Here is a 21,475-nt window from a genome sequence, read left to right as displayed (position 1 = left end):
GATTCGTTAACACTGTCGAAATGGTTGAGGATTTAAGTTCTCTCCATGCAATGTATACAGGACACAATCCCTTCGGATTCGTTGTTCACCGCTCTCGAGTTCGACGGACTGGGGTCCGACACGGCTGTGTCGGGACTGTCCTCGGTCGTCGGTCTCCGCCTGAACATCGCCGTCGGAGACGGCGGCGACCGCTGCTGCGGCAGTTCCGGGCTCGAAGTGGTTGCCGTCGATGCGGCAGACCTCTCGGTTTCCAACGAAACACGCACTGCGTTGCAGGAATTGGCTCCCGGCATTGCGATCGCCGACAGCGGGCTCGGCGACACGGTCGGCGGCTGGGTTGCGATGCCGGGGTGCGACGTGCGGGTAGCCGGAGCCGCAGCGCTCGGCACCGGGGTCATTGCAATCAGCTTCGCGGATGCCGGGGCGTTTCTTCGGGCCGAGGGCGGTGAGAAACTCATCGTTCGGACGACGGTGGTAGTCGCCGGAAAGCCGGAATCGATTCCGGCTGGCTGGCGCGTTGCGAACGAGGATGTGCTGTTCGTCCCGCTCCGAAACGCCGGACACAACCACGACACGGGGTGTGCCGCGTGAGCAACCAACGCCTGATCCTCACCCACGGCTGCTCGCTGTCGAACCTGCCGCTGTTCGTCGCGGTCGGCGAGGGCATCTTCGCCGATGAAGGCCTGGAAGTCGAGGCACCGTACTTCGACGACATCACCTCGACCTCGGAACTACTTGCCAGTGGTGCGGCCGATCTGGGTACGGCTGCGTTCATTCAGCCGTTGATCGACTCGGCGCTCGCCAATCCGCCGGTCCTCGTCGGTGGGAGTGGCTTGATGGGGGTGTCGGTGCTGTCGGCATCGTCGATCGCCGACATCTCATCCTTGAGGGGACGGACCGTCGGTACATTCCGCGGCGACCCGATGGAGGTACTGCTCCACGACGCTCTCGCTACCGCAGGCCTGGGAATGAGCGATGTACAGGTGCGCTACTACGACGTCATCGAGGACGCCGTCGACGCTTGGTCCTCCGGTGACCTCGACGCGGTGACCCTCGCCGAGCCACATGCCACCCGACTGCGACGGCGTGGCGCCAGGGTGCTGTCCGACGGAACGGAATTGTGGGGCGACCCCTTTCCGGACACCGTTCTGGTCGCGTCGGCCAACTTCCTGCGCGAGCGTCCCGACGACGTGCGGGCCGCGGTACGCGCCATGCTGCGCGCTGAGGCGTTGATCAACGCCGACCCGGTCCGCGCCCTTCGACATGCCCGCGTGCACTATCCCGGATTCGACATCGACGAGCTCGCCGCCGCCGCGATACATCAGCCACCCCGGATAGATATCCGAACACTCGCCACCACCGTTCTCGCGCGGTGGGATTCATTGGTCTCGCTGGGCCTTGTCCCCCCGACCGCGCCGCTCCCGTCCGGTGCCATGGCCTTTGACCTACTCCAAGTCGAACTGAATACACCGGACAGCGCTGTCCCTCCCGACCTTCAACGCGTAACCAGGAGACTCCCATGACCGAATCGTTCGGCAACATCGTCAACCAACCGATGAGTCGCAGGCAGCTGTTCCGCCGAGGCGCGGCGGTTGGTGCAGCCGTCGCGCTCCCCGCCTGGCTGCTGGCCGCCTGTGGCAATGCCGGCACGGCGGCAGGCGGGGCACAAGCGGCGGACGGCTCGACCGTCCTGAAGGCCACGCACGGCACCGGGCTGTGCAACCTCGGCATGTTCCTGGCCAAGGAGCGCAATCTGACGCAGGACCAGGGCGTCAGTATCGAGTTCGTGGTAACACCCACCAACGCCGACATCGTCACCCTCTTCGGGGCGGGACAGGTCGACGTCTCACTGATTCCGTACACCCAGTTCATGACCCTCCACGAACAGGGGGCGCCGGTGACGATCGTTGCCGGCGGAGGGGTCCAGGGGTGTGTGATCGCGGCACAGCCAGGCATCACCAGCGCCGCGGACCTTCGCGGCAAGACCCTCGGCACCTTCCAGGCCGATACGCTCGATGTCTTGCCGTACAACTACCTCAAGCAGGCCGGGATACCGTTCGGCGACGTGACAGTGCGCTATTTCGGCACTTCGCCCGAGCTTGCCCAGGCCTTCATCGGAGGGTCGATCGATGCGATCTGTCACGTCGAGCCTTACGCCACACAGGCCCTGGACGCCACAGACGGATCGGTGAAACTATCCGACGGTATCGATGTCTACGGGCCCAACTACACCGACTGTGTGCTGGCGGTGCGCAACCAACTCCTCACCAGCAATCCACAATCGATCAAGGCCCTCATCAGGGGTCTCCTGGTGGCCCAGCAGCAGACCGAGCAGGATCGCGCGAGTGCGGTAAAGCTCACCACCGGAGTGTATTTCAAGGCGTCGGAGGCCGATGTCCTCGGTGCATCTACCAAGCAGCCCAACATCGTCGACCAGCGCACCAAATCGCAGTTCATGTTGGACCGAGGCAAGGACATGGTGGAGATGGGATACCTGAAGAAGGCACCGGATGCGTCCATCTTCGACTGGACCCTGCTCGAGCAGGTGATCAGCGAGAACCCCGACCTCTACGGCTCACTTGCACAGAGGTCGGCATGACCACGCGTATCGCGGTCGCCCGGCCACCGACGCGCACTGCCGCGAAGTCCGCCTGGCGACCGCCGGCCTGGTTGCGCCGCACCGCCTCCGCGGCAGTATGGATGCTCGCCTCGCTCCTGCTGTTCGGTGGCCTGTGGGAACTGGCATGGGCAGCCGGGTGGGCGGATCCCCTGCTCTTGCCGCCTCCGCACGTCTTCCTCGCCGACTTCGCGGGACAAGCCAGGTTCTTCGACAGCTCCACCATCGGTCAGGCGCAGGCCTCCCCGTTCATCGCCGTGACATCGACCATCCTCGCCACTCTGGTTCGGGTGCTCAGCGGTCTGGGGCTCGGCTTCGTCGCCAGCCTGGTCACCGGAATTCTGATTACCCGGTTCGGGCTCATCCGCAAGCTTGTACTGCCGACTCTCACGCTGTTGGCCCCAATCTCACCGATGGCGTGGTTGCCGGTTGCCATCTTCCTGTTCGGTATCGGTGACCGCCCCGCGATCTTTATGGTGTTCATCGGCGTGTACTTCGTCATGACCCTTGCCACGATCACCGAAATCAACGGTGTCAGCACGACCTACCTCAACGTTGCGCGCACACTCGGTGCGACCCCACGTCAAATACTGTTCGGCGTGACCCTGCCCGCGATCCTGCCCGGCATGCTCCATACCCTGCGCATGAATCTGTTCGCAGCCTGGATGGTCGTCCTGATCGCCGAGGCTGTCGGTGTGGGCAGCGGTCTGGGGCAGGTAGTTGTGCTGGCGCGCAACACCTTCAACGCCAGCCTGGTGTTCTTCACGATGGCCATCATCGGCATCTCGGGGTATCTGCTGGACCTGCTGTTCCGGCAGCTCCAAAAGCGGGCGCTGTGGTGGCAGGCCGCAGGAAAGGGAGCATGAAGATGAACACCATGAACAACGTGATCACCAGCACCGGGTCCGTGCGATGCCGCGGAGTGAGCAAGGTGTGGGGCGACGGTACCGCGGACGAACTGGTGGCGGTGGACAACGTCGACCTCGACGTCGCACCCGGCGAGTTCCTCGTGATGCTCGGCCCGAGTGGATGCGGAAAGAGCACCCTCCTGTCGATGGTGGCAGGACTCGAGCAACCGACGGCAGGGACCATCGAGGCGGACGGACAACCGGTCACCGATCCGGGACCCGACCGGTGCATGATCTTCCAGCAGTCATCGTTGTACCCCTGGTTGTCGGTGGCCGACAACGTTGGCTTCGGGCTCCGCCTGCGCGGCACCGCGAAGACGAGGCGCCGCGAAGTCGCCCAGCAACTGCTGCGCACCATGGGGCTGGGCGACATGCTCGACAAACACCCCGATCAACTGTCCGGTGGAATGCGTCAGCGCGTGGCAATCGCCCGGGCGCTGGCCATGGAACCCCGGGTCTTGTTGATGGACGAACCGTTCGCGGCACTGGACGTCCAGACCAGGTCGAAACTGCAAGATTTTATTGGGCAGGTCAAGCGGGACAGTGGCGCGTCGGTCATGTTCGTCACTCACAGCATCGACGAGGCGATCGCCCTGGCGGATCGAATCGTGGTGTTCACCGCACGCCCGGGCCGGATCAAAGCCTCGGTGACGGTGGACCTGACACGGCCGCGCGACCCCCGCTCGCCCGAGTATCACCGCCTCAACGATCATCTCATCGACCTGATGCGAGACGAGGTCGACCGAGCATTCGCTCAGCAGGAAGGAAGCATCTCGTGACCGGAATAACCGCGGCGGCAGTGCAGCTTCCGGCCTGCACCGACGACCGAGCAGCGAACATCGCCGCGATCGAATCGGCGCTCACCGAAGCTGCCTCCGCCGGCGCCGACCTCGTCGTGCTCCCCGAGCTCGTCACCACACCCTATTTCGGAGGCGAAAGCGCGGGCGCATACCGGGAGTGGGCGGAGCCGGTGCCGGGACCGTTGACGACACGAGTGGCTGCGCTGGCCGCTGAACTGGATCTCGACGTGGTGCTCCCCCTGTTCGAGCACGACCGAGCGGCCGGCACCTTCCACAATTCCGCTGTCGTACTCAGCGGCGGCCGCCTCGTGCCGACGGTCGACCGTACCGGCCGCGAACACGAGACTGCCCGCAAACTGCACCTGCCGATCGGTGATGAACCGGCTCCCGGATTCGACGAATCAGCACATTTCGTTGCCGGGGAGTGGCTCGGCACGCAGCAACTCGATGAGGTGCGAATCGGGACACTGATCTGTTACGACCGCCGATTTCCCGAGTGCTGGCGCGAGTTACGGGCTTTGGGCGCCGGCGTGGTAGCGGTTCCAGTTGCCGGCAGTGGTGGGGACAGTATCGAGTTCTTCCTCGGTGAGCTGCGCACGCACGCCAAGGAGAATGGTCTGTTCGCGGTGGTCGCGAACAAAGTCGGCACCGAATGGGTAGGGGGCCATCCGGTCGACAACTACGGGTCCTCCTGCATCGTCGGTCCCGATGGTGAACTGCTCGCCCACCGGCCACGCTCGCAGGGCCCAGGCCTGGCGGTGGCCGTCCTCGACTTGGACGAACTTGCCGAGACGCGCCGCCGACTCCGCTATTTCGATCACCGCCGGACCGATCTCTTTCCCGGTCCCAGTCCGGTTTCACTGATGGGGACACTATGAGAACGCTTTTGAAGAATGCCCTCGTGGTGGCGATGGACGACGCGCACCGCAGCGAACCGTTCCGCGCCGACGTCCTCGTGGTCGACGATCGCATCTCTGCGGTCGGCGTCGACCTCGAGGTTCCGGACGGCACCCAGGTAATCGACGCGACCGACCGACTGCTGATGCCCGGGATGGTCAACGCGCACGTGCACTCCTGGGAAGCGCTGTTCAAGGGACGCTACGACAACCTGCCCCTCGAACTGTGGATGCTGTTGTCGTACCCGGTGCTCGGACTCGAACCGATGTCCGATCGATTGGTATATCTCCGTACTCTGCTGGTCGCCATGGAATCGCTGAAGAACGGCGTGACCTGCCTGCTCGACGACGTGATCGAAAGCCCCCGACAGAGCATGGACGCCCTCGACGCCGTGTTCCGAGGCTACGAAGACATCGGACTCCGGGCCAACTGCTCGGGAAATATCGTCAACCGGCACTACATCGACACCATCCCCTTCGCGAACGAGGTGCTCCCCGCAGATTTCCTCGCGCAGGCGCATTCAGTTCCCCCACGCACCACCGACGAGTACATCGACTTCAGCAAGGAAGCCTTGGCACGCTACGACGGGCGCTCCGGTCTGCTGCGGTATGTCATTGCGCCCAGCGGCCCGCAGCGCTGTACCGAGGACCTCTTCGTCGCAGCCAACGAACTCTCGCGAGAGCATGACACCACCTATCACGTGCATGTGCTGGAAACCAAGACCCAGGCGGTGACCGGACGAGAGTTCTACGGCAGCACCCTGGTCGAGTACATGGACAAGATGGGCGTGCTCACTGACCGCACCACCTTGGCGCACGGCATCTGGCTCACCGACAGCGATATCGTCCGGCTCGGCGAGGTCGGCGCCTCGGTCGCACACAATCCGATCTCCAACCTCAAGCTCGGCTCCGGTATCGCCAGATGGCGGGACCTGCTCACCGCGGGAGTGAACCTCGGGTTGGGCAGCGACGGCCTCGCCAGCAACGACAGCGCCCGGATGACGGACGTCGTCAAGACCACTGCCCTGCTTCACAAGGTGACCGACCCCGACCTCCGGACGTGGCCGACCGCCGACGAGGTGCTCTGGGCAGCCACGCGCGGCGGCGCACGCTCGGCCCGGCTGACCGACGAAGTCGGGGCAATCGAGGCTGGCCGCAAGGCGGACTTCGTGATGTTCGATCTCCGCTCGATCAACTTCACCCCGGTCAACGATGTGCCCACTCACCTCGTCTATGTAGAGAATGGTGACTCGATCCGCGAGGTGTGGGTCAACGGGCAGGTCGTGGTGCGAGACGGCACATGCCTTCTCGTCGACGAGGAAGCGGTACTCGAGGAGCTGCGCGAACTGGCGGCCGGCTACCTGGAGAAGTACGCCGGGGTCGAAGAGCGAAACCGCGCCCTCCAACCCTATTTCGACCAGATCTACCACCGCTGCATCTCCGAATCGATGGGAATCAACATGTTCAGCGGCGACGAACGGAACTGGATCACACGATCAGCAGGGTCTGGCCTGGAATGAGTCTGCTGATCACTGGGGCCAGGGTGGTCACCTCGGCCGACGACTACGTCGCCGACGTCTTCGTCGCCGGCGACAAGGTGTCCGCCATCGGGGCATCGCTCGCCCACATGCCCGCAGACGCGGTCATCGACGCGTCCGGCTGCTACCTGCTGCCGGGCGGCGTCGACCCGCATACGCACCTCGCTGCCGAGATCAACGGCGCTCGCACCGCCGACGACTTCGAGTCCGGCACGATCGCCGCAGCCTTCGGTGGCACGACGACTGTGGTGAACTTCGCTCAACAGCAGCGCGGCGAGCATCTGCGCCAGGCCATCGAAACCGGGCTCGCAGCCGCGCAGGGCAAGTCCGTGATCGATTACGGGCAGCACATCGTTGTCACCGAACTCGACGAAGGCTCTCTCGATCAGATCGACGAGCTCGTCGACGAGGGCATCACCAGCATCAAGCTCTTCCTGGCCTATCCAGGTGAGCTGATGGTCGACGACGCGACCCTGTTCCGGGTGCTCGAGCGCGCCGGCCGACTCGGCGCCCTGTGCTGCGTGCACGCCGAGAACGGCCCCGTCATCGACGTCCTGGTGCGGCGTGCACTGTCGGAAGGACGCACCAACCCCTCCTGGCATGGACGCACCCGCCCCGAACTCGCCGAGGCCGAAGCCACGCACCGGTCCATCGCGATAGCTGAGATGGCGAACGCACCAGTCTATTTCGTTCACCTTTCGTGCACCGAAGCCTTGGCCGAAGTCACCGCTGCCCGCGATCGCGGGCGTCCGGTGTTCGCCGAGACCTGCCCGCACTACCTGTTCTTGGACTCGAGCGTGTACGACGACCCGGGCTTCGAGACCGCCAAGTACGTGCTCACCCCGCCGCTGCGCGATGCCCGCCACCACGACGAACTCTGGCGAGGATTACGCGGCGACGACCTTCAGGTCGTGTCCACCGATCACTGCCCCTACTGCCTGAACGGTCAGAAGACCCTCGGTAAGGACGATTTCTCGAAGATCCCCAACGGCGGCCCCGGGATCGAGCACAGGCTTCCGCTGCTGTACTCCGGGGTGGTTTCCGAGAAGATGTCATTGCGGCGGATGATCGAGGTCTTCGCTTCCAATCCGGCCCGGATCTTCGGTCTCTACCCGCGCAAGGGCACGATCGCCGTCGGTTCCGACGCCGACATGGTCATTTTCGATCCCTCCGGTCAGACGACGATCAGTGCGACGTCCCATCACATGAAGGTGGATTACAGTCTGTACGAGGGATGGCAGCTTCCGGGGGCTGTACGCACGGTCGTCGCGGCCGGAAAGCTTGTCGTCGACAACGGTCTGTTCGTCGGGGTACCCGGCAGCGGACGGTTCCTGCCCCGCGGTGTGGCCGGCTGGACTTCATGAATCACGATCCGATCAGACCAAGGGGTGGACTCCGATGATACTTCGCAATCCAGACGACAGTTCCGGCCTCGAGTCGATCGGCGCGCTCTCCTCGCAGCTCCGCACACACACCTACGACCATGTCTACCGTCGGCTGCGACGGGCGGTCGCCACCGGGCAGATCCCTGACGGTACCCGCCTGCTGGAGACGGACCTTGCAGCTCGAATGGGCGTGAGCCGCACCCCAGTCCGAGATGCACTGCGACGCCTGCAAAGCGACGGGTTCGCCGAACGAGGCGCACGCGGAGGACTGTGGTCCCGGGCGGTCAACATGGAGGACATCGAGAACCTGTTTCTGGTCCGCACCAACCTCGACGCGTTGGCGGCACAACTCGCTTGCGAAACCGCGAAGCCCGAACTGTGGGACGGGCCCGAACTGCTGCTCGTCGAGATGGAGAGAGTGATCGCCACAGCGGGCCCCGCTTCCACCGAGTTCAGCGAGGTCCATCTTGCGTTCCACGCCTCGATCTACCGCATCGCATTCGGCGGCCGGTTCGCTGCGTTTCTCGACAACCATCTGCTTCAGTATCTCGAGGTCGCAGCCGATCTGAGCTACCGACAGCCCTCACGAGCCCACCCCCCGGTGGAACAGCACCGTCAGCTGCTGGCCGATCTTTCCAGCGGTGACGTCGACCGCGCGGTAGCGGCAGCAAAACGGCACGCACAGCACAGCGCTACCGACGCCAAGGCGTCATACCACGACGCAACACTCGGCGAGGAGCTCGGTGCTCCGGACTGGATTTGATGGGTCGCCCCCGTCGAGGGGCCGACAACTAGATCGGGGCGTCGCCCCGAATCGAGCAAAAGAGAGAGAAGGATTACCTGTGCGACGCATGTTTTTGAACGGCACGGCCATGTCCGGCCAGAAGGACCACTCGGCCATCGACGGTGCCACCTTCATCTGCACGATCCGAACGGCCCCGAACTTCCGATTCTTCGCAGTGCGGGACGAATTTCCGGGCCTGTTTCCCGTCGATGTCGATGGCGCCGCGATCCTCGGCGAGCTCTACGAAATGACCGACGAACTGCTGATCGACGGGCTTCTCCCGCAAGAACCCGCAGAACTGGAATTGGGTTGGATCGAGCTCGAGGACTCCTCCACGGTGAATGCCATGATCCTGCAGCCCGAGCGACTGGTGGCCGGAGACAAGGTCGTCGACATCGCCGATCTCGGCGGGTGGCGTGCCTATCAAGCCCATCTCGAAGCGAACGAGCGGGCCCGCCCTCTCCTCGACCTCGACGTCTGACGACATGCACCGATCTCACAGCCAGGAGCAGGAGGCAAAGCCGAGGAACGTGCGTATCGACGGGAATCGGCTCCTGACCCGGCTCGACCAGCTCGCTGCGATCGGCGCAGACCCCGCCGGCGGCGTCACCAGGCTCGCGTATTCCCCGGAGGACGTGCGAGCGCGCAGCCTCGTCGCCGGCTGGATGACACAAGCGGGTCTCTCGGTGCGGATCGACCCGGCCGGCAACCTCATCGGCCGACTGCCCGGTGCCGGACGCCACCAGACAGCGCTGGTGCTCGGCAGCCACCTCGACACCGTCCCCGAGGGTGGGCCACTCGACGGGGCATACGGGGTCCTCGCCGCCGTCGAAGCGGCCGACACCGTCCAACGGCACGGCCTCGAACTCGCCCATGATCTCGTGGTCGTGGCCTTCAGTAACGAGGAGGGGGCTCGCGGGACTCCGGGAATGGTGGGAGCCAAAGCCATCGCCGGTGCACTGACCGCCGCCGACCTGAACCGGGCAGACGGCGACGGGGTGACGCTGTCGGAGAGGATCGCCTGCGCCGGAGGAGATCCCGCGCGGATCGCTAAGGCCCAATGGGACACTGCGGATGTCGCGGGATTCCTCGAGATGCACATCGAGCAGGGTCCGCTGCTCGAACAGTCCGGCCATCCGATCGGAGTGGTGACTGCCATCACCGGCCAGTCGAAGGTCGACGTCGTCGTCACCGGCACGGCCAACCACGCGGGAACCACCCCGATGGTCGATCGGCAGGACGCGGCGGTCGCCGCGGCGCGCCTCATACTTGCCGTCGAAGCCCTGGCTGTGGACGGACACGTACGGGTTGCAACGACCGGGCGAGTAAGAGTGCAGCCCGGAATCGGCAATACCATCCCGCGAGAGGCGGTTCTCGGAATCGACCTCCGCGACACGGACGATGAAAAGATCACTGCCGCACTGCACATGCTGGCCGCTGACGCCGAAGTCGTTGCACGGCAAACCGGAACCACGATTGAATTCCACCCGGGCTCTGCGACGAGTTCGGTGCTCGCCGATCTCTCCCTCCGACGCTGTATCGCTGCCGCGGCGAACTCACTCGGCGCGCCGTCTCAGGAACTCCCCAGCGGCGCCGGACACGACGCTCAGATCATGAGCAGGCTTGGACCGATGGCGATGATCTTCGTACCCAGCACCGGCGGAATAAGCCACTCCCCCCACGAAACCAGCAATCCCGGCGACCTCGTTCTCGGTGCCGACGTCCTGCTACGAACGCTGCTGCTCGCAGACGGACGCGACATCACGCACGTATCCGCATTCCCGGTGTGGGGATCGTCCCAACGGGGCAACTGAAGAACTCAGATCGCAGCTGCACGAGCCACCGGATTCATACTGGGCCACCGCCGGAGCGCCACGCGAATTACCGACTATTCCTGACCACGGCATACTCCTCGACTTTCGCGGTTACGCGGCGGCTGCGGCGCAGGCCAGCTCGAAGTCGCGGTAATTGTGAAGATCGGGTTGTGCTGGGCGAACACCGGTAAATCGTGCCGCAACAAGGGTTCTGCGGAGTTTGGCGAGCATGTCTTCGAAGGCGGGTTCGGTCTTCTGGCCGTACCAGGGTTCGGCCGCGTGACGGCCGGCGAGGTCGTCCCGGTGGTAGCCGTAGGTGGCGTACCAGACGACGACGAGACTCTGGACGAGGAACCCGAACGGCACCGTGCGCTCCACGGCGCGGGGCACCCGGTTACGGGCTTGACCGACGCCGAGCAATTGTTTGGCGGTGGCGTTGGCGGGTTCGATGCTCCACCGCTCGGCATAGCGTTCGACGAGGTGTTCACCGGTACCGTCACGGTCGGTAGTGAACAGGGCGAGGTCGTAGCCGGTCGTGGCATCGGGTTCGCGGACGAGCACCAACCGGCCGGCCGCGTCACCGAACGCGCCGTACCACAGGCAATCCGTCACCGCGATGGCGACAGTGTCGGTGCGGCCGTACCGATGCACGGTGACGGTGAACCAGACCGCGGCCTCGGCCAGCGCCGCCAACCCGGGCAGACGCGCGCCCTTCTTCGCGGGTCGGCCGCGACGGCCGGTCCGCGGCGGTGCCGGGGCGTAGAGGGCGGCGTTCGTCGGGAGCCGGGTGGTGATCGTGGTACCCGCCACCAGCAGCGGCGTGCCGTGATAGGCGGCATCGCCCACGGCGTGAATCCCTCTGTCTGGGAAAGCATCCACGAGCACGGTGAGTATCACACCGGCGAGCTCGACCGGGGACGCGGTGCCCTTACCCGCCCACAACCGGAACAAGATCGGCAGGCACACCGGATGGCTGTGGAACGGCAGCCGCACCACGATCCCGGCGACCACCCACCGATTGCCCCGACCGAGCTTGGACGGTCCCTGCGCGGCACCGTCATGAGTCCAGAACGCATGATGCACCTTCTTCCCCCAGCGGCGAAACAAGGTGTCGTCCACCGCGACCGTGATCGGCGCGTGTGCGGGCAGCAACCTGGTCACGATCAGTCGCGCGACCGCGAGCCCGAGCCGATCCGGATCCCAGACATGATGGGAGAAGAACCGGCACGCCGAGTGGAACGAGATGACCGCGGCCATCCCGGTGCCGGCGAGCATGCCGACCACGGTGCGCCGTGTGGTACGTGCGACCAGGCCGGTGGCCAGCAGCACGAACAACCCGAACGTCGACGAGCGAGCGAACACCGGACGGAGATTCTCCAGCAACATCCGCCACGAGGCAGGTAGGGTCAGGGCCTGAAGCATCGGTGAGGATTGCGAGTCCATCGCCGATGCTTCTCACATGGTCGGACCAAGATCACGCAGACACGCCGACGACCTCATGAGAAACACAGGTATCAGCAGTCACGGACGACCTCCGCGAACGGTCACCGAGCCCCAGAAAGTGCGAAAGTCGAGATACTCGCAAGTCCGGTTAAGGAACTCGTCGAAGCTCTCGATGGCCAAGGGCGTCCATCACCAGATACTCGCCTCACGGCTCCGCACCGCACCGCACCGCAGGCAAGATCGTCGCCCTCACGGTCGGCAACAGCTACCGGTATCCGGCATTCCAATTCGACGACGCCACCGCCTCGGTCCGCGAGGCCGTCACCGCATCAACGTGCTCCTCGACGCCGCCGCCGACCCTTGGGGTCTGGCCTCGTGGTGGCTGACCCCCCTCCACGCGCCTGCCCGACGGGCGGACCCCGGCCGACCTCGCCGCCGATCCCGACCCCGCGGCCCGCCAAAGCTCGAGCGGCTCGCCTCCGCGGTGCTGCCCGACTGATGCCGCATATCGAACCACCGGCCGGGGTCTACTCCGACCGCACCGCGCTCAACGCCGGAACGACCGTGTGGCGTGTGCACAGCAGCCACCGCGCCGCACACGCCCCCAACCCGACCGCGCAGCCCTTCGAACTCGCCGGCCACCGATTCGAGTCGCATAGCGGAGCGCTCGCATCGGTGCAGCAGCCCTTGCCTCCGCCGCTTCCGGGACGTTATGCGTTCACCCCTCTTCGCCTCGCGTACGATCCCCCGGCCACGTTTGCCCGGTACGCCGCCGGGGGATGCTGCCGGGAAGGACGACCCCGTCGTCGGATCACGCGAGAGAGGCATGTCGATGAACGCTGTCACGACCGGCATCGTCGCAGGTGCCGCGGGCACCACGATGCTCGACGCCGTCACCTACCTGGACATGGCGATCCGGGGCCGCCCCGCAAGCACCGTCCCGGAGAAGACGGTCGAGTCCGTTGCATCCGCCCTGGGCGTCGCGATACCGGGACGCGGTGAGGCGCTCGCGGCGCGGCGGTCGGCATTCGGGGCGCTCGGTGGGATCGCCGTCGGCACCGGACTCGGTGTCGCCGCGGCCCTTACCCGCCGGGCCGGCGCCCACCTGACCCCGACCGCCGGAACTATCGGGATCGGCCTCGCCGCGATGGCGGCCACCGACATCCCGATCGCCCTGCGCGGCATCAGCGACCCGCGACGGTGGACCGCCCAGGACTGGCTCAGCGACCTCGTGCCGCATCTGGTCTACGGCGCCACCGTCACCACCGTCCTGCGGCAACGGGACGAGACCACGGGGCACCGGACCGACCGGGCGGCGGAACGGTCGAGCACCGTCCGGTCGGCCGTGATCGGCGTGGCCAGCGGTCTCCGCAGTTCCACCGGCATCGCGGCGGTACTGCTGTCGGGTGCCCCGGGCTCGGCACACCGGGCCCGCCTCGTTGGCGCGACCGCCTCGTCGGCGCCGAACTGGTCGCCGACAAGAACCCGAACGTACCGTCGCGCCTCTCGCCGCCCGCGCTCACCGGACGACTCATCGCAGGCGGCGGAGGCGCCGCGGCGCTGGCCCGCCGCGACCGGGTCGACACGGCGTCGGCCCTGATCATCGGAACTGTCGGTGCCCTCGCCGGCTCGTTCGGCGGCGCGTGGTGGCGGCAGTGGGCCGGCCGGCGGATGCCAGACTGGCGGGCCGCGCTCGCGGAGGATGCTGCGGCGCTCACGATGGCGGCGTCCGCACTTCGACGTCCCGCGCGGTCCTCGTCGGTCAGCGCATCGAGATAACGCCGCGCCATCACACGCTGCACGACGCGTCGGGCCGGGCCGCCGAGACCGGTGAACCACCGTCCCGACTTGGGGAACGCCGAGATCGTCGCGGCGACCTGCCCGGCGGGCCGCAGTTCGACGTCCGTCGCACAATCGAAGAAGGAGGAGAAGCGGAACCCTGCTGGAGGTGAGCAATGCGTCCGGAAGAGCCGGCACCGGTGCACACGCCGATCCGGTGGTGGCGGCTCGGCCCGTGGAGCCGCAACCGCCTGATGCGGTCTTTTACGCTCGTACGCAACTCGCCGAAGACGCACCACCCCCACGAGCTGCGAGGGCAGAGCTTGAGTCGGGGGTGAAGAACAACTCCAAGCCATATCGAGAGAAGGGAACCCCCTATGTCACTCAACTCCGCGAGCCGTGTCGTTGTCCTCGGCGGCACCAGCGGCATCGGACTCGCAGTCGCCCAAGCGGCTTCGGAAGCCGGGGCGGCCGTCGTCGTCGCTTCACGCAACCCCGACTCGGTCACCGCCGCACTGAAGAAGCTGCCCGACAACGCGGTCGGGCACTCTGTGGATGCATCGTCCACCGAGTCCATGCGCGCCTTCTTCGACGAGATCGGCCAGTTCGACCACCTCGCCTACACCGCAGCAGACACCCTCACCAGTACACCGCTCGAGGACTACACACCGCAGAAAGCCCAAACCTTCTTCAACCTGAGGGTCGTCTACGCGTTCGAGGCCGTCCGGCTGGCCGTGCCACATCTGCGCCCCGGCGGATCGATCACCCTGACGAGCGGCACCGCCGCCTTCAAAGGCGGACCAGGCTGGTTGCTCGGATGCGCTGCCGCCGGCGCTATCGCCTCCGGTGCGCGGTCCCTGGCCGTCGAGCTGGCGCCGCTGCGAGTCAACGCCGTAGCCCCCGGCGTGATCCGAAGCCCACTGTGGTCCGGCATGACCGAAGCTGAACAACAGCAAATGTACGCCGACACCGGAGCCTCGCTCCCCCTCGGACGAGTCGGGGAGGTACAGGACGCCGCCAAAGCGTATATCCAACTCATGGATCAGGACTACGCCACCGGCATCGTCAGCGTCATCGACGGCGGCACATTGCTCGCCTGACACTCCGACACGAAGCCTCCATCCCCAAAACGGAATCCGCAGCTCGCCGCTTTGTTCGGGCCGGCGAAGAGAGGACAGCGGCATTCGTTCAGTGCCAGTTGGCGCCGAGCAGCTCGGCGATGCGGTCGAGCCGCTGCGGCACGGTGTCTTGTGCAGCCGCAGCCATCCAGTCGCGACCGGGCTCATCCGGTTGTCCCGATCGGTACCGTCCCAGTTCGCGCATCAGGTACACCCAGATCGATTCCTCGATAGGGGGTGCCGCGTTCGAGCGCGCGCTCGTCCTGCGACTTGTAGACCTCAGGGTGGGGATGTTCGTCGTCGTCCGTGGATTTCCTCGCTCAGTGGGTTCACCATCGGCGCGACACCGCACCGGCAGGGCATCCTTTCGGGCGAGCGCCGAGGGGAACTGGAGGGCATGCGTGCCGGCCGCGATCTCCTCGCACGCCGCGCCGATCGTATCCTTCCTGGCTTCGTCGAGGACACCGACCTCGTAGTTGGCGCGGGCGGCGGCCAGTTTCACCAGCGCACAGTTCCGCACGAACACGGTCGTGAACGACGCTTGCCGGCGCCGGTTGCGCTTCCCCGTCGTCCAGGGCTCCGACGGCGACGAAGCCACCTCGATTACCCGGATGTTCCTGTGGCACATCACGAATACGAACCCAGCACCGACGAGGAACAGGGGTGGCCTGCTGCGGGATACCAGAGAGTCGCTTCGCCTCGACCAACTTGGTGGACGCATACGGCGGGGGTGACGTGCCCATCCAAGTGACCGACGACAACGAGCGGATCCTCCCGCCCGCAGTCGGGGACTCCGACGCCATCCCCCACAACCGCCGCGCTGACGCGTACCTCCTCCACCAGAATCGACCTCGACCCATCGTTGTGCGGACACGAAATACAGCACGCCGAGCTTAGACATACCAAGTGCGCCGGAGCAATCCGTTGGGCTCCACGGCGTTGACCCGGGGACGTGCCTCACCCGACGGCACTGTGGTTGCCAACCTTGCACTCACACATCGCGCGAAAAACGAACAACTCGGTCAAGGCGGGTGAGCACGATCAGCGCACCGAAATGCCGCGAGCCACCGATTGCGCCTGACCACCTCACCAGCCGTGGCCTTGGCCGGCTCGATGCTGTTGTCGGGCTCGCCGTCTGGGACGATGTCGACGCAGCACGTGGGCGGCTGAAGGTGGTTCACTGCGACAGTGATGAACCATTCCGGACGGCATTGCGGATCCCTCAGGCTCAATTAGCCGGTCAATGCTACGACATTGCGATGATCGAATCATTCTGGGCAGAATACAAACTGAGCTACTCGACAGGAATAAGTGGCGAACTCGGATCGAGCTGGCGAACGCGATCTTCGACTACCTCGAGATATTTTCACATCGCCAACGGCGTCACTCCACGCTCGGCATGCGCACTCCGATAGAGTTCGAGGTGCTTCGCCGATCCATCCAACCCGTGGCCTGATATCCAGTGACGCCACTCCACAGAACCCGGGACACATCAAACCATTAGCGGCAGAATCGATTGACACTGGGAATCCTTGCCGTGACAGGCTCGACGGCCTGTCGAGCACCACCTCGCGAGCAAGGACCGCGGTAGATGGTGGCGTCCCACACCGACCGGTTCGACAACGGGCGCGTCGGTCAGTCGTAGAAGGTTCTCGGGACGATCGTGCACCCACGCTGGGTGAACGCACCGCAGATCGGTACGACCCCGAACTGATTGCAGTGGTCGGCGATGAAACCACAGACCACTTCCGTGGCGGGTCGCACTCCCGCGCGAAGGGTATCTACGTCGTCCCACACGCGTGACGATCCGCACGATCGCCGAGTGGACGTCGCTGAAGACGGAGACGGTGCGCGTCCGCAAGGCCGAAGTGACAGGCGATGGCACGCCTCCGCTTCGTATTCGATGCCAAGGCCGAACTGCGGCATTCCGCCGAAAGAATGCCGCTTCCGTCCGAGGCGACTGGACCAGGAAGAATCGCCGAGCGTCGCAACTGCGTCAATGTTCGGAAATTCTGGACCAGAGAATCCAGCTCTATTCTTCTCCGAAGAACCGGATACGTTCGCTATCTCCGAGAGCCATTGAGGCCCTTGCAGTGAGGAGAGCCAACTTATGGCCGAGATTCACCAAGCCGATCTCGTCGACACGATCCAGCGGGGCAATGAACGTCGCTAGGCCTTCAAATCCGGAAACACTTGTAACAGGGGCACAGACGCCACCAACACCTTCATAAAACTCGCCCTCATCGGTCGCATAACCGTTGCGTCTGGTGACCTCAAGCTCTTCCTTGAATGCACCGAGGTCTGTAATGCTGCGCTTTGTGTAGGAACCCAACTCAGCGGGAAGGTCATCGCCGGACCACGCGTAGTAGACCTGCCCCCAAGACGACGCGTCTAGCGGGATACGCCCGCCGAACGGAATTGCGACATTGGAGGCCCCCCCGCGATAGGAGTTGAGGACAAGATGGTGTCGATTCCAGGGTACGGCGACCGAGGCCGTGACACCCAGCTCCTGCGCGGCATTGACCAGTTCCATCCAAGTCGATCGGTAGATCGGGGTGTTCCGCGCGAAAGCCGATCCAAGATAGAAAAGCTGAGGTCCGAGCTGATACCGCTTGTCGTGGACCTGTACGACGGCGCCCTCCCCTAGGAGGTGCCCGAGGATCGAGTGGGCAGAACTTGGCGCTACACCGATCTCCTCGGCTATGGCGGTTAGGGTCATCGACCCTGCGGAATGACGCAACACCTGGAGGACGGCGAACGCCTTACCGATGGCACTACTTGCGGTACCTTCAGTAACTGCACCCTGATCGCTATTCTTTGAGGCCACACGACTATATTGCCACGCACCAGGCCAATTGTCGAATCCTGATACGGTTCTGTCGAACGACTTCCCGATTTCGACCCGCGCCTGTCAGATCCGATGCAGTCCGCACCCCGTCTCTGTCGACGCAATCCTGCCCCGCCGGCGAGGCGCATTCCGCCCCAGTAGCCGCCACCCTTGCGTGCAGATCGCGTCGCCCGACGCATTCTTCCGCCGGACCCAGTCCAGTCCCATTGGCGGCGCGAAAGCCTTCACCGACGGAGGCCATTTCAGGCGTCGAAATCCCAACCCCGCTCGGCCGGCCTCCCCGACCGAGCGGACCATCATGCGACTAGCTGGGCTGGCAGACCGTAGTAAGCGAATTCCGTCTCTTCTCGCTCATCTCGCCGAATCACCTTCCAGCTGGAAACGATCCTTCGAAGTGTATCTGATTCGAACTAGTTCATTCGTCCATGATTGTTTACAGAATTTGATTCCTCATGTGGCCGTACGGTTTCCGATCTTCGTCGCCGAGCCCTTGACGATTCACCCTGGTCGAACTACTGTTGCGCTCGTCACAATTCGATTCGATATGTTCGAAGGCTATTCGAATCACACCTTCCCTGCGGCACACATGCGAAAGGTCCTTACATGCCAGCGTCCAGCGAAGATCAACTTTCCCCAGTCGAGATAGACGCCCCCCCGGCCGTTGCCCGCAGCGGGCGAACCCGAATGATCACAGCCGCCACCATCGGGCACGTTATCGAGTACTACGATTTCACGCTGTACGCGATCATGGCGACGACGCTGGCTCCGCTCTTCTTTACCAATCAGAGCGCAAGCACAGCCTTGCTGTCCACATTCGCCGTGTTCGCGGTACCGTTCCTCGCCCGCCCGCTAGGCGGTCTGATCTTCGGTCACTTCGGAGATCGCATAGGACGTAAGAAGGTCTTGATACTTACCATCCTCATGATTGGTGCAGGGTGCGGGTTGATTGGGCTTCTACCAACGTACGACACCATTGGCGTGTTAGCTCCCGTCGGACTGTTTCTTCTCCGGGTCGTACAAGGCATCTCGGCCGGCGGAGAACTCACGGGAGCGACGACCTTCGTCGTGGAATCAGCCCCACAGAATCGTCGGGGGCTGTTCGGGGGAATTCTCGGTGCCGGTCCATTGGTCGGAACTGCCTCGGCGGCAGGAGCAGTCCTTATCCTCAACACCGTATTCACTCCGGAGCAGATCACAGGCGGGGCCTGGCGCATCCCCTTCCTTGTCGCGTTTGCACTGACGGCAATCGCTCTCTACATCCGGTGGCAGTTGGAGGACTCACCAGAGTTCCTTGCCGCCAAAGATTCTGACAACCTCAGTGCCAAACCGCTTCAAGAGGCAATCGCCTCGAATCCTCGGACCGTGTTCAAGATCTTCTGTGTAGCGCTATTCACCGCCGTGAACGGATATGCCGGCGTGGTCTACATGGTCACTTACCTGACCAAGACACTCGGGCACACGCCGAAGTTTTCATCTGCCCTCACTAGCTTCGGATTCCTGGCGATTGCGATCTTGATTCCGCTCTTTGGATTGTGGTCGGATCGTGTGGGCCGGAAGCCAGTGCTCCTGGCGTCGATGATTACAGCTGCTGTTCTGGTTCCGTCAATGATGTGGCTGATGGGGGCCGTCCCGACCACGATCGGTGTCATCATCGCCTTCGAAGTGATGGGGATCTCGCAGGTGCTGTTGAATTCGGTCGCCTACACCTTCTTTGCTGAGTCTTTCCCCACAAACGTTCGGTTCTCGGGCATGGCGATCGCTTTCAACAGTGCGCAGATAGTGGGGGGGTTGACGCCCTTCGTCGCGACGTACCTGATCCAGTCAACCGGAAACAATCTCATGCCTGGGTACATGGTGGCGGTTTCTGCGGTGATCGGCATTCTCGGCCTACGCGGCCTGCCGGAAACTGGCAAGAGTGCATTGCTCAAGGCGGAAGCGCCACGCCGTTCCGCGATCACGTCGTAGAAGACCTGTCCTTCAGGGCTTGCGTTGCCAGCAGCTGCGCCAGCCCTGAAGTCCGTCTACCTCTGCAGGCAAACTACGCCAGTTTACGGTCGGCCGAGGCGCCACCTGTCAGGTCCCAGACTCCGCAAGACCGGATGTCGGTGGCGGACCGAGAACGGCGGACTACCGCCGGTACGGTCGGCGGGCGAGACGCGGTCCCCGATACCCCAGTCTGCTCGAACGTCAACGAATCGCCACGCTTCGGGCGGCGGGGCACTCGATTCGGGGGGGGGTGGCCAGGCAATTGGGTCGATCGGCGTCGACGGTCAATCGTGAGTTGCAGCGCAACACCGTACCGCATAATCGTGGCTGCTATGACGCCACTCTGGCGCACTCACGCGCCACGGGGCGCTCGATCCGACCCCGGCAGGATCCGTCCACTCGACGACCTGGATCTTCGCGCGAAGGTGCAGGAATACTTGAGCTCGAGTGGAGTCCGAAGTAGATCGCCGTTGGCTGCGGGTTTGCAGTTTCCCAATCTCCAGCTGCCACGACTGCCACGACTGCCACGACTGCCACGACTCCATTTACCAGTCCCTTTACAACAGCGGGTGGTCAGGGTTGTGCCGCACGCTGACCACCCGCAAGCTTGGGACCAGCGTCCGCTGGGCCGACGAACGCCGGATTCGTTTCACCCGCCCGATCCCAGTCGATCGATGCACGCCCCGATGTGGTCGAAAACCGCAGCTGGACTGGGGATTGGGGCGGGCCGATTCGGGCCAAGTACGCCTACCTGGGAGCGTTTCTGTGGACTCCCTGCGCGCCAACGCAATCTGCGACAGGAGATCTGATCGTCGGACGGTCGAGCAGGTCCTCAATCAGCACCTCGTCGAGCGGTGCTGCCGCTACGTCCGGCTCTTGCATCTGCCTGGCGGGCCCCGCGTCGAAACCCTTCGCCGAGGCCCCGAGTGCGCTGGTCGAACAGATCCCAGAGCATGCCCGTTGGACCATCATTTGGAACCAGGGGCCTTCAGATGGCGCCATGATCTGTTCGGCATCCGTTCACCGAGGGAATCTACTTCGCTCATCCCGCCTCACCTTGGCTGCGTGGCGCGAACGACAAACGAACGGAACGCTGCGGCAGTACTTCCCCAAGAGCACCGATCTGTCCGTCCACGGCCCCGAGGCGCTGCGCGAAGTCGAGGAGCGTCTGAACAACCGGCCACACAAGAACCTCAACTAGCGAACACCGGCACAAGTTTCGCCGAGGATCTGGCACCACCGACAGTGTTGCGACGACTACTCGAATGCGCGTGCCATACCCTGGTCAACGCCCGATGGCGGTAACGACTCAAATTCTTCGGTCTGCGTGTACTCGTTCAGACGTGGCTAGAGTGTGTCTGCTAATTGCGGACGCGGTGATGAATAACGAGCGCAGCGAGGAGTACGCCACCAAGGTAGGTGGTGGCGTACTTGTCGTAGCGAGTGGCGATGCCACGCCACTGTTTGAGACGCCCGAAACCACGCTCGACGGTGTTGCGTTCGCGGTAGCGGTCCTTGTCGAATGCCGGCGGCCGACCCCCGTCCGATCCCTTCGCCTT

Annotated in this window: 21 protein-coding genes and 1 pseudogene; 17 read left to right on the top strand and 5 right to left on the bottom strand. The window is 64.4% G+C overall.

The features are described from left to right. Nucleotides 1-45 precede the first annotated feature (45 nt). From ACFWAY_RS15945 to ACFWAY_RS15895, 11 genes are all read left to right on the top strand, one after another. A complete protein-coding gene (locus ACFWAY_RS15945) occupies nucleotides 46-591 on the top strand; it encodes a hypothetical protein (RefSeq protein WP_378511190.1) in 546 nt (181 codons plus the stop codon). Beyond that, nucleotides 588-1,523 carry an ABC transporter substrate-binding protein gene (locus ACFWAY_RS15940; RefSeq protein WP_378511189.1) on the top strand — a complete coding sequence of 312 codons (936 nt, stop codon included), beginning with the start codon at nucleotides 588-590 and terminating at the stop codon, nucleotides 1,521-1,523. The genes ACFWAY_RS15945 and ACFWAY_RS15940 overlap by 4 nt, the downstream gene beginning before the upstream one ends. Further along, complete coding sequence (locus tag ACFWAY_RS15935; RefSeq protein WP_378511188.1) at nucleotides 1,520-2,599, top strand: ABC transporter substrate-binding protein; 1,080 nt, start codon at nucleotides 1,520-1,522, stop codon at nucleotides 2,597-2,599. Before ACFWAY_RS15940 ends, ACFWAY_RS15935 begins: the two co-directional genes overlap by 4 nt. Beyond that, on the top strand, nucleotides 2,596-3,483 hold the full coding sequence (locus tag ACFWAY_RS15930) for an ABC transporter permease (protein WP_378511187.1): 888 nt from the start codon (nucleotides 2,596-2,598) through the stop codon (nucleotides 3,481-3,483). The genes ACFWAY_RS15935 and ACFWAY_RS15930 overlap by 4 nt, the downstream gene beginning before the upstream one ends. Then, complete coding sequence (locus tag ACFWAY_RS15925) at nucleotides 3,480-4,304, top strand: ABC transporter ATP-binding protein (RefSeq protein WP_378511186.1); 825 nt, start codon at nucleotides 3,480-3,482, stop codon at nucleotides 4,302-4,304. Before ACFWAY_RS15930 ends, ACFWAY_RS15925 begins: the two co-directional genes overlap by 4 nt. Further along, a complete protein-coding gene (locus ACFWAY_RS15920) occupies nucleotides 4,301-5,203 on the top strand; it encodes a carbon-nitrogen hydrolase family protein (RefSeq protein WP_378511185.1) in 903 nt (300 codons plus the stop codon). Before ACFWAY_RS15925 ends, ACFWAY_RS15920 begins: the two co-directional genes overlap by 4 nt. Continuing rightward, the gene (locus ACFWAY_RS15915) at nucleotides 5,200-6,741 is read left to right on the top strand and encodes an amidohydrolase family protein (protein ID WP_378511184.1); all 1,542 of its coding nucleotides are present in this window, start codon (nucleotides 5,200-5,202) and stop codon (nucleotides 6,739-6,741) included. The genes ACFWAY_RS15920 and ACFWAY_RS15915 overlap by 4 nt, the downstream gene beginning before the upstream one ends. Then, a complete protein-coding gene (gene hydA / locus ACFWAY_RS15910) occupies nucleotides 6,738-8,123 on the top strand; it encodes a dihydropyrimidinase (RefSeq protein WP_378511183.1) in 1,386 nt (461 codons plus the stop codon). Before ACFWAY_RS15915 ends, hydA begins: the two co-directional genes overlap by 4 nt. A 34-nt stretch (nucleotides 8,124-8,157) precedes the next feature. Next, complete coding sequence (locus tag ACFWAY_RS15905; RefSeq protein ID WP_378511182.1) at nucleotides 8,158-8,907, top strand: GntR family transcriptional regulator; 750 nt, start codon at nucleotides 8,158-8,160, stop codon at nucleotides 8,905-8,907. An 88-nt stretch (nucleotides 8,908-8,995) separates the two neighbouring features. Next, complete coding sequence (locus ACFWAY_RS15900; protein WP_378511181.1) at nucleotides 8,996-9,409, top strand: gamma-glutamylcyclotransferase; 414 nt, start codon at nucleotides 8,996-8,998, stop codon at nucleotides 9,407-9,409. A gap of 49 nt (nucleotides 9,410-9,458) precedes the next feature. After that, on the top strand, nucleotides 9,459-10,742 hold the full coding sequence (locus ACFWAY_RS15895; protein ID WP_378511180.1) for a Zn-dependent hydrolase: 1,284 nt from the start codon (nucleotides 9,459-9,461) through the stop codon (nucleotides 10,740-10,742). 111 nt (nucleotides 10,743-10,853) lie between these two features. Here ACFWAY_RS15895 and ACFWAY_RS15890 read toward each other — a convergent pair whose 3' ends face one another. Beyond that, the gene (locus ACFWAY_RS15890; RefSeq protein WP_378511179.1) at nucleotides 10,854-12,185 is read right to left on the bottom strand and encodes a transposase; all 1,332 of its coding nucleotides are present in this window, start codon (nucleotides 12,183-12,185) and stop codon (nucleotides 10,854-10,856) included. Nucleotides 12,186-13,017: 832 nt separating this feature from the next. Here ACFWAY_RS15890 and ACFWAY_RS15885 point away from each other — a divergent pair. Next, nucleotides 13,018-13,785 carry a hypothetical protein gene (locus tag ACFWAY_RS15885; protein ID WP_378511279.1) on the top strand — a complete coding sequence of 256 codons (768 nt, stop codon included), beginning with the start codon at nucleotides 13,018-13,020 and terminating at the stop codon, nucleotides 13,783-13,785. A 229-nt stretch (nucleotides 13,786-14,014) separates the two neighbouring features. Here the strand turns inward: ACFWAY_RS15885 and ACFWAY_RS15880 are convergent. Continuing rightward, a pseudogene (locus tag ACFWAY_RS15880) lies at nucleotides 14,015-14,320 on the bottom strand (hypothetical protein); the annotation flags it as partial. A 21-nt stretch (nucleotides 14,321-14,341) separates the two neighbouring features. Between ACFWAY_RS15880 and ACFWAY_RS15875 the strand changes: the two are divergent. Continuing rightward, a complete protein-coding gene (locus ACFWAY_RS15875) occupies nucleotides 14,342-15,064 on the top strand; it encodes an SDR family oxidoreductase (protein WP_378511178.1) in 723 nt (240 codons plus the stop codon). A gap of 88 nt (nucleotides 15,065-15,152) precedes the next feature. On the opposite strand, the gene ACFWAY_RS15870 is transcribed toward ACFWAY_RS15875, so the two are convergent. Then, the gene (locus ACFWAY_RS15870) at nucleotides 15,153-15,680 is read right to left on the bottom strand and encodes a hypothetical protein (RefSeq protein ID WP_378511177.1); all 528 of its coding nucleotides are present in this window, start codon (nucleotides 15,678-15,680) and stop codon (nucleotides 15,153-15,155) included. 645 nt (nucleotides 15,681-16,325) lie between these two features. Between ACFWAY_RS15870 and ACFWAY_RS15865 the strand changes: the two genes are divergently transcribed. Then, nucleotides 16,326-16,538, top strand: a complete 213-nt coding sequence (locus tag ACFWAY_RS15865) for an IS3 family transposase (RefSeq protein ID WP_378511176.1) — start codon at nucleotides 16,326-16,328, stop codon at nucleotides 16,536-16,538. Between the two features lie 576 nt (nucleotides 16,539-17,114). Here the strand turns inward: ACFWAY_RS15865 and ACFWAY_RS15860 are convergent. Continuing rightward, nucleotides 17,115-17,909: an IclR family transcriptional regulator gene (locus ACFWAY_RS15860; RefSeq protein ID WP_378511175.1), complete on the bottom strand. Its 795-nt coding sequence runs from the start codon at nucleotides 17,907-17,909 to the stop codon at nucleotides 17,115-17,117. Nucleotides 17,910-18,614: 705 nt separating this feature from the next. On the opposite strand from ACFWAY_RS15860, the gene ACFWAY_RS15855 reads away from it, so the two are divergent. From ACFWAY_RS15855 to ACFWAY_RS15845, 3 genes are all read left to right on the top strand, one after another. Continuing rightward, nucleotides 18,615-19,895, top strand: a complete 1,281-nt coding sequence (locus ACFWAY_RS15855; RefSeq protein ID WP_378511174.1) for an MFS transporter — start codon at nucleotides 18,615-18,617, stop codon at nucleotides 19,893-19,895. Nucleotides 19,896-20,106: 211 nt separating this feature from the next. Beyond that, nucleotides 20,107-20,379, top strand: a complete 273-nt coding sequence (locus ACFWAY_RS15850) for a helix-turn-helix domain-containing protein (RefSeq protein ID WP_378511276.1) — start codon at nucleotides 20,107-20,109, stop codon at nucleotides 20,377-20,379. A gap of 594 nt (nucleotides 20,380-20,973) precedes the next feature. After that, entirely contained in the window at nucleotides 20,974-21,117 is a 144-nt protein-coding gene (locus tag ACFWAY_RS15845; protein WP_378511173.1) for a hypothetical protein, read from the top strand. Between the two features lie 160 nt (nucleotides 21,118-21,277). Here ACFWAY_RS15845 and ACFWAY_RS15840 read toward each other — a convergent pair. Then, nucleotides 21,278-21,475: transposase (locus ACFWAY_RS15840; RefSeq protein WP_378511172.1), on the bottom strand; the 198-nt coding region annotated here is incomplete at its 5' end.

Source organism: Rhodococcus sp. NPDC059968, assembly GCF_042738615.1.
Classification (GTDB): Bacteria; Actinomycetota; Actinomycetes; order Mycobacteriales; family Mycobacteriaceae; genus Rhodococcus_F.
The sequence above is the reverse complement of the archived record's forward strand: the minus strand, read 5'-3'. Positions and strand labels throughout refer to the sequence as shown.

Coding starts and splice junctions, on each gene's coding strand:
- ACFWAY_RS15855 (WP_378511174.1), top strand. CDS start 18,615: ATGATCACAGCCGCCACCATCGGGCACGTTATCGAGTACTACGATTTC.
- hydA (WP_378511183.1), top strand. CDS start 6,738: ATGAGTCTGCTGATCACTGGGGCCAGGGTGGTCACCTCGGCCGACGAC.
- ACFWAY_RS15915 (WP_378511184.1), top strand. CDS start 5,200: ATGAGAACGCTTTTGAAGAATGCCCTCGTGGTGGCGATGGACGACGCG.
- ACFWAY_RS15935 (WP_378511188.1), top strand. CDS start 1,520: ATGACCGAATCGTTCGGCAACATCGTCAACCAACCGATGAGTCGCAGG.
- ACFWAY_RS15925 (WP_378511186.1), top strand. CDS start 3,480: ATGAAGATGAACACCATGAACAACGTGATCACCAGCACCGGGTCCGTG.
- ACFWAY_RS15875 (WP_378511178.1), top strand. CDS start 14,342: ATGTCACTCAACTCCGCGAGCCGTGTCGTTGTCCTCGGCGGCACCAGC.
- ACFWAY_RS15890 (WP_378511179.1), bottom strand. CDS start 12,185: ATGGACTCGCAATCCTCACCGATGCTTCAGGCCCTGACCCTACCTGCC.
- ACFWAY_RS15865 (WP_378511176.1), top strand. CDS start 16,326: ATGCTACGACATTGCGATGATCGAATCATTCTGGGCAGAATACAAACT.
- ACFWAY_RS15900 (WP_378511181.1), top strand. CDS start 8,996: ATGTTTTTGAACGGCACGGCCATGTCCGGCCAGAAGGACCACTCGGCC.
- ACFWAY_RS15905 (WP_378511182.1), top strand. CDS start 8,158: ATGATACTTCGCAATCCAGACGACAGTTCCGGCCTCGAGTCGATCGGC.
- ACFWAY_RS15945 (WP_378511190.1), top strand. CDS start 46: ATGCAATGTATACAGGACACAATCCCTTCGGATTCGTTGTTCACCGCT.
- ACFWAY_RS15885 (WP_378511279.1), top strand. CDS start 13,018: ATGAACGCTGTCACGACCGGCATCGTCGCAGGTGCCGCGGGCACCACG.
- ACFWAY_RS15930 (WP_378511187.1), top strand. CDS start 2,596: ATGACCACGCGTATCGCGGTCGCCCGGCCACCGACGCGCACTGCCGCG.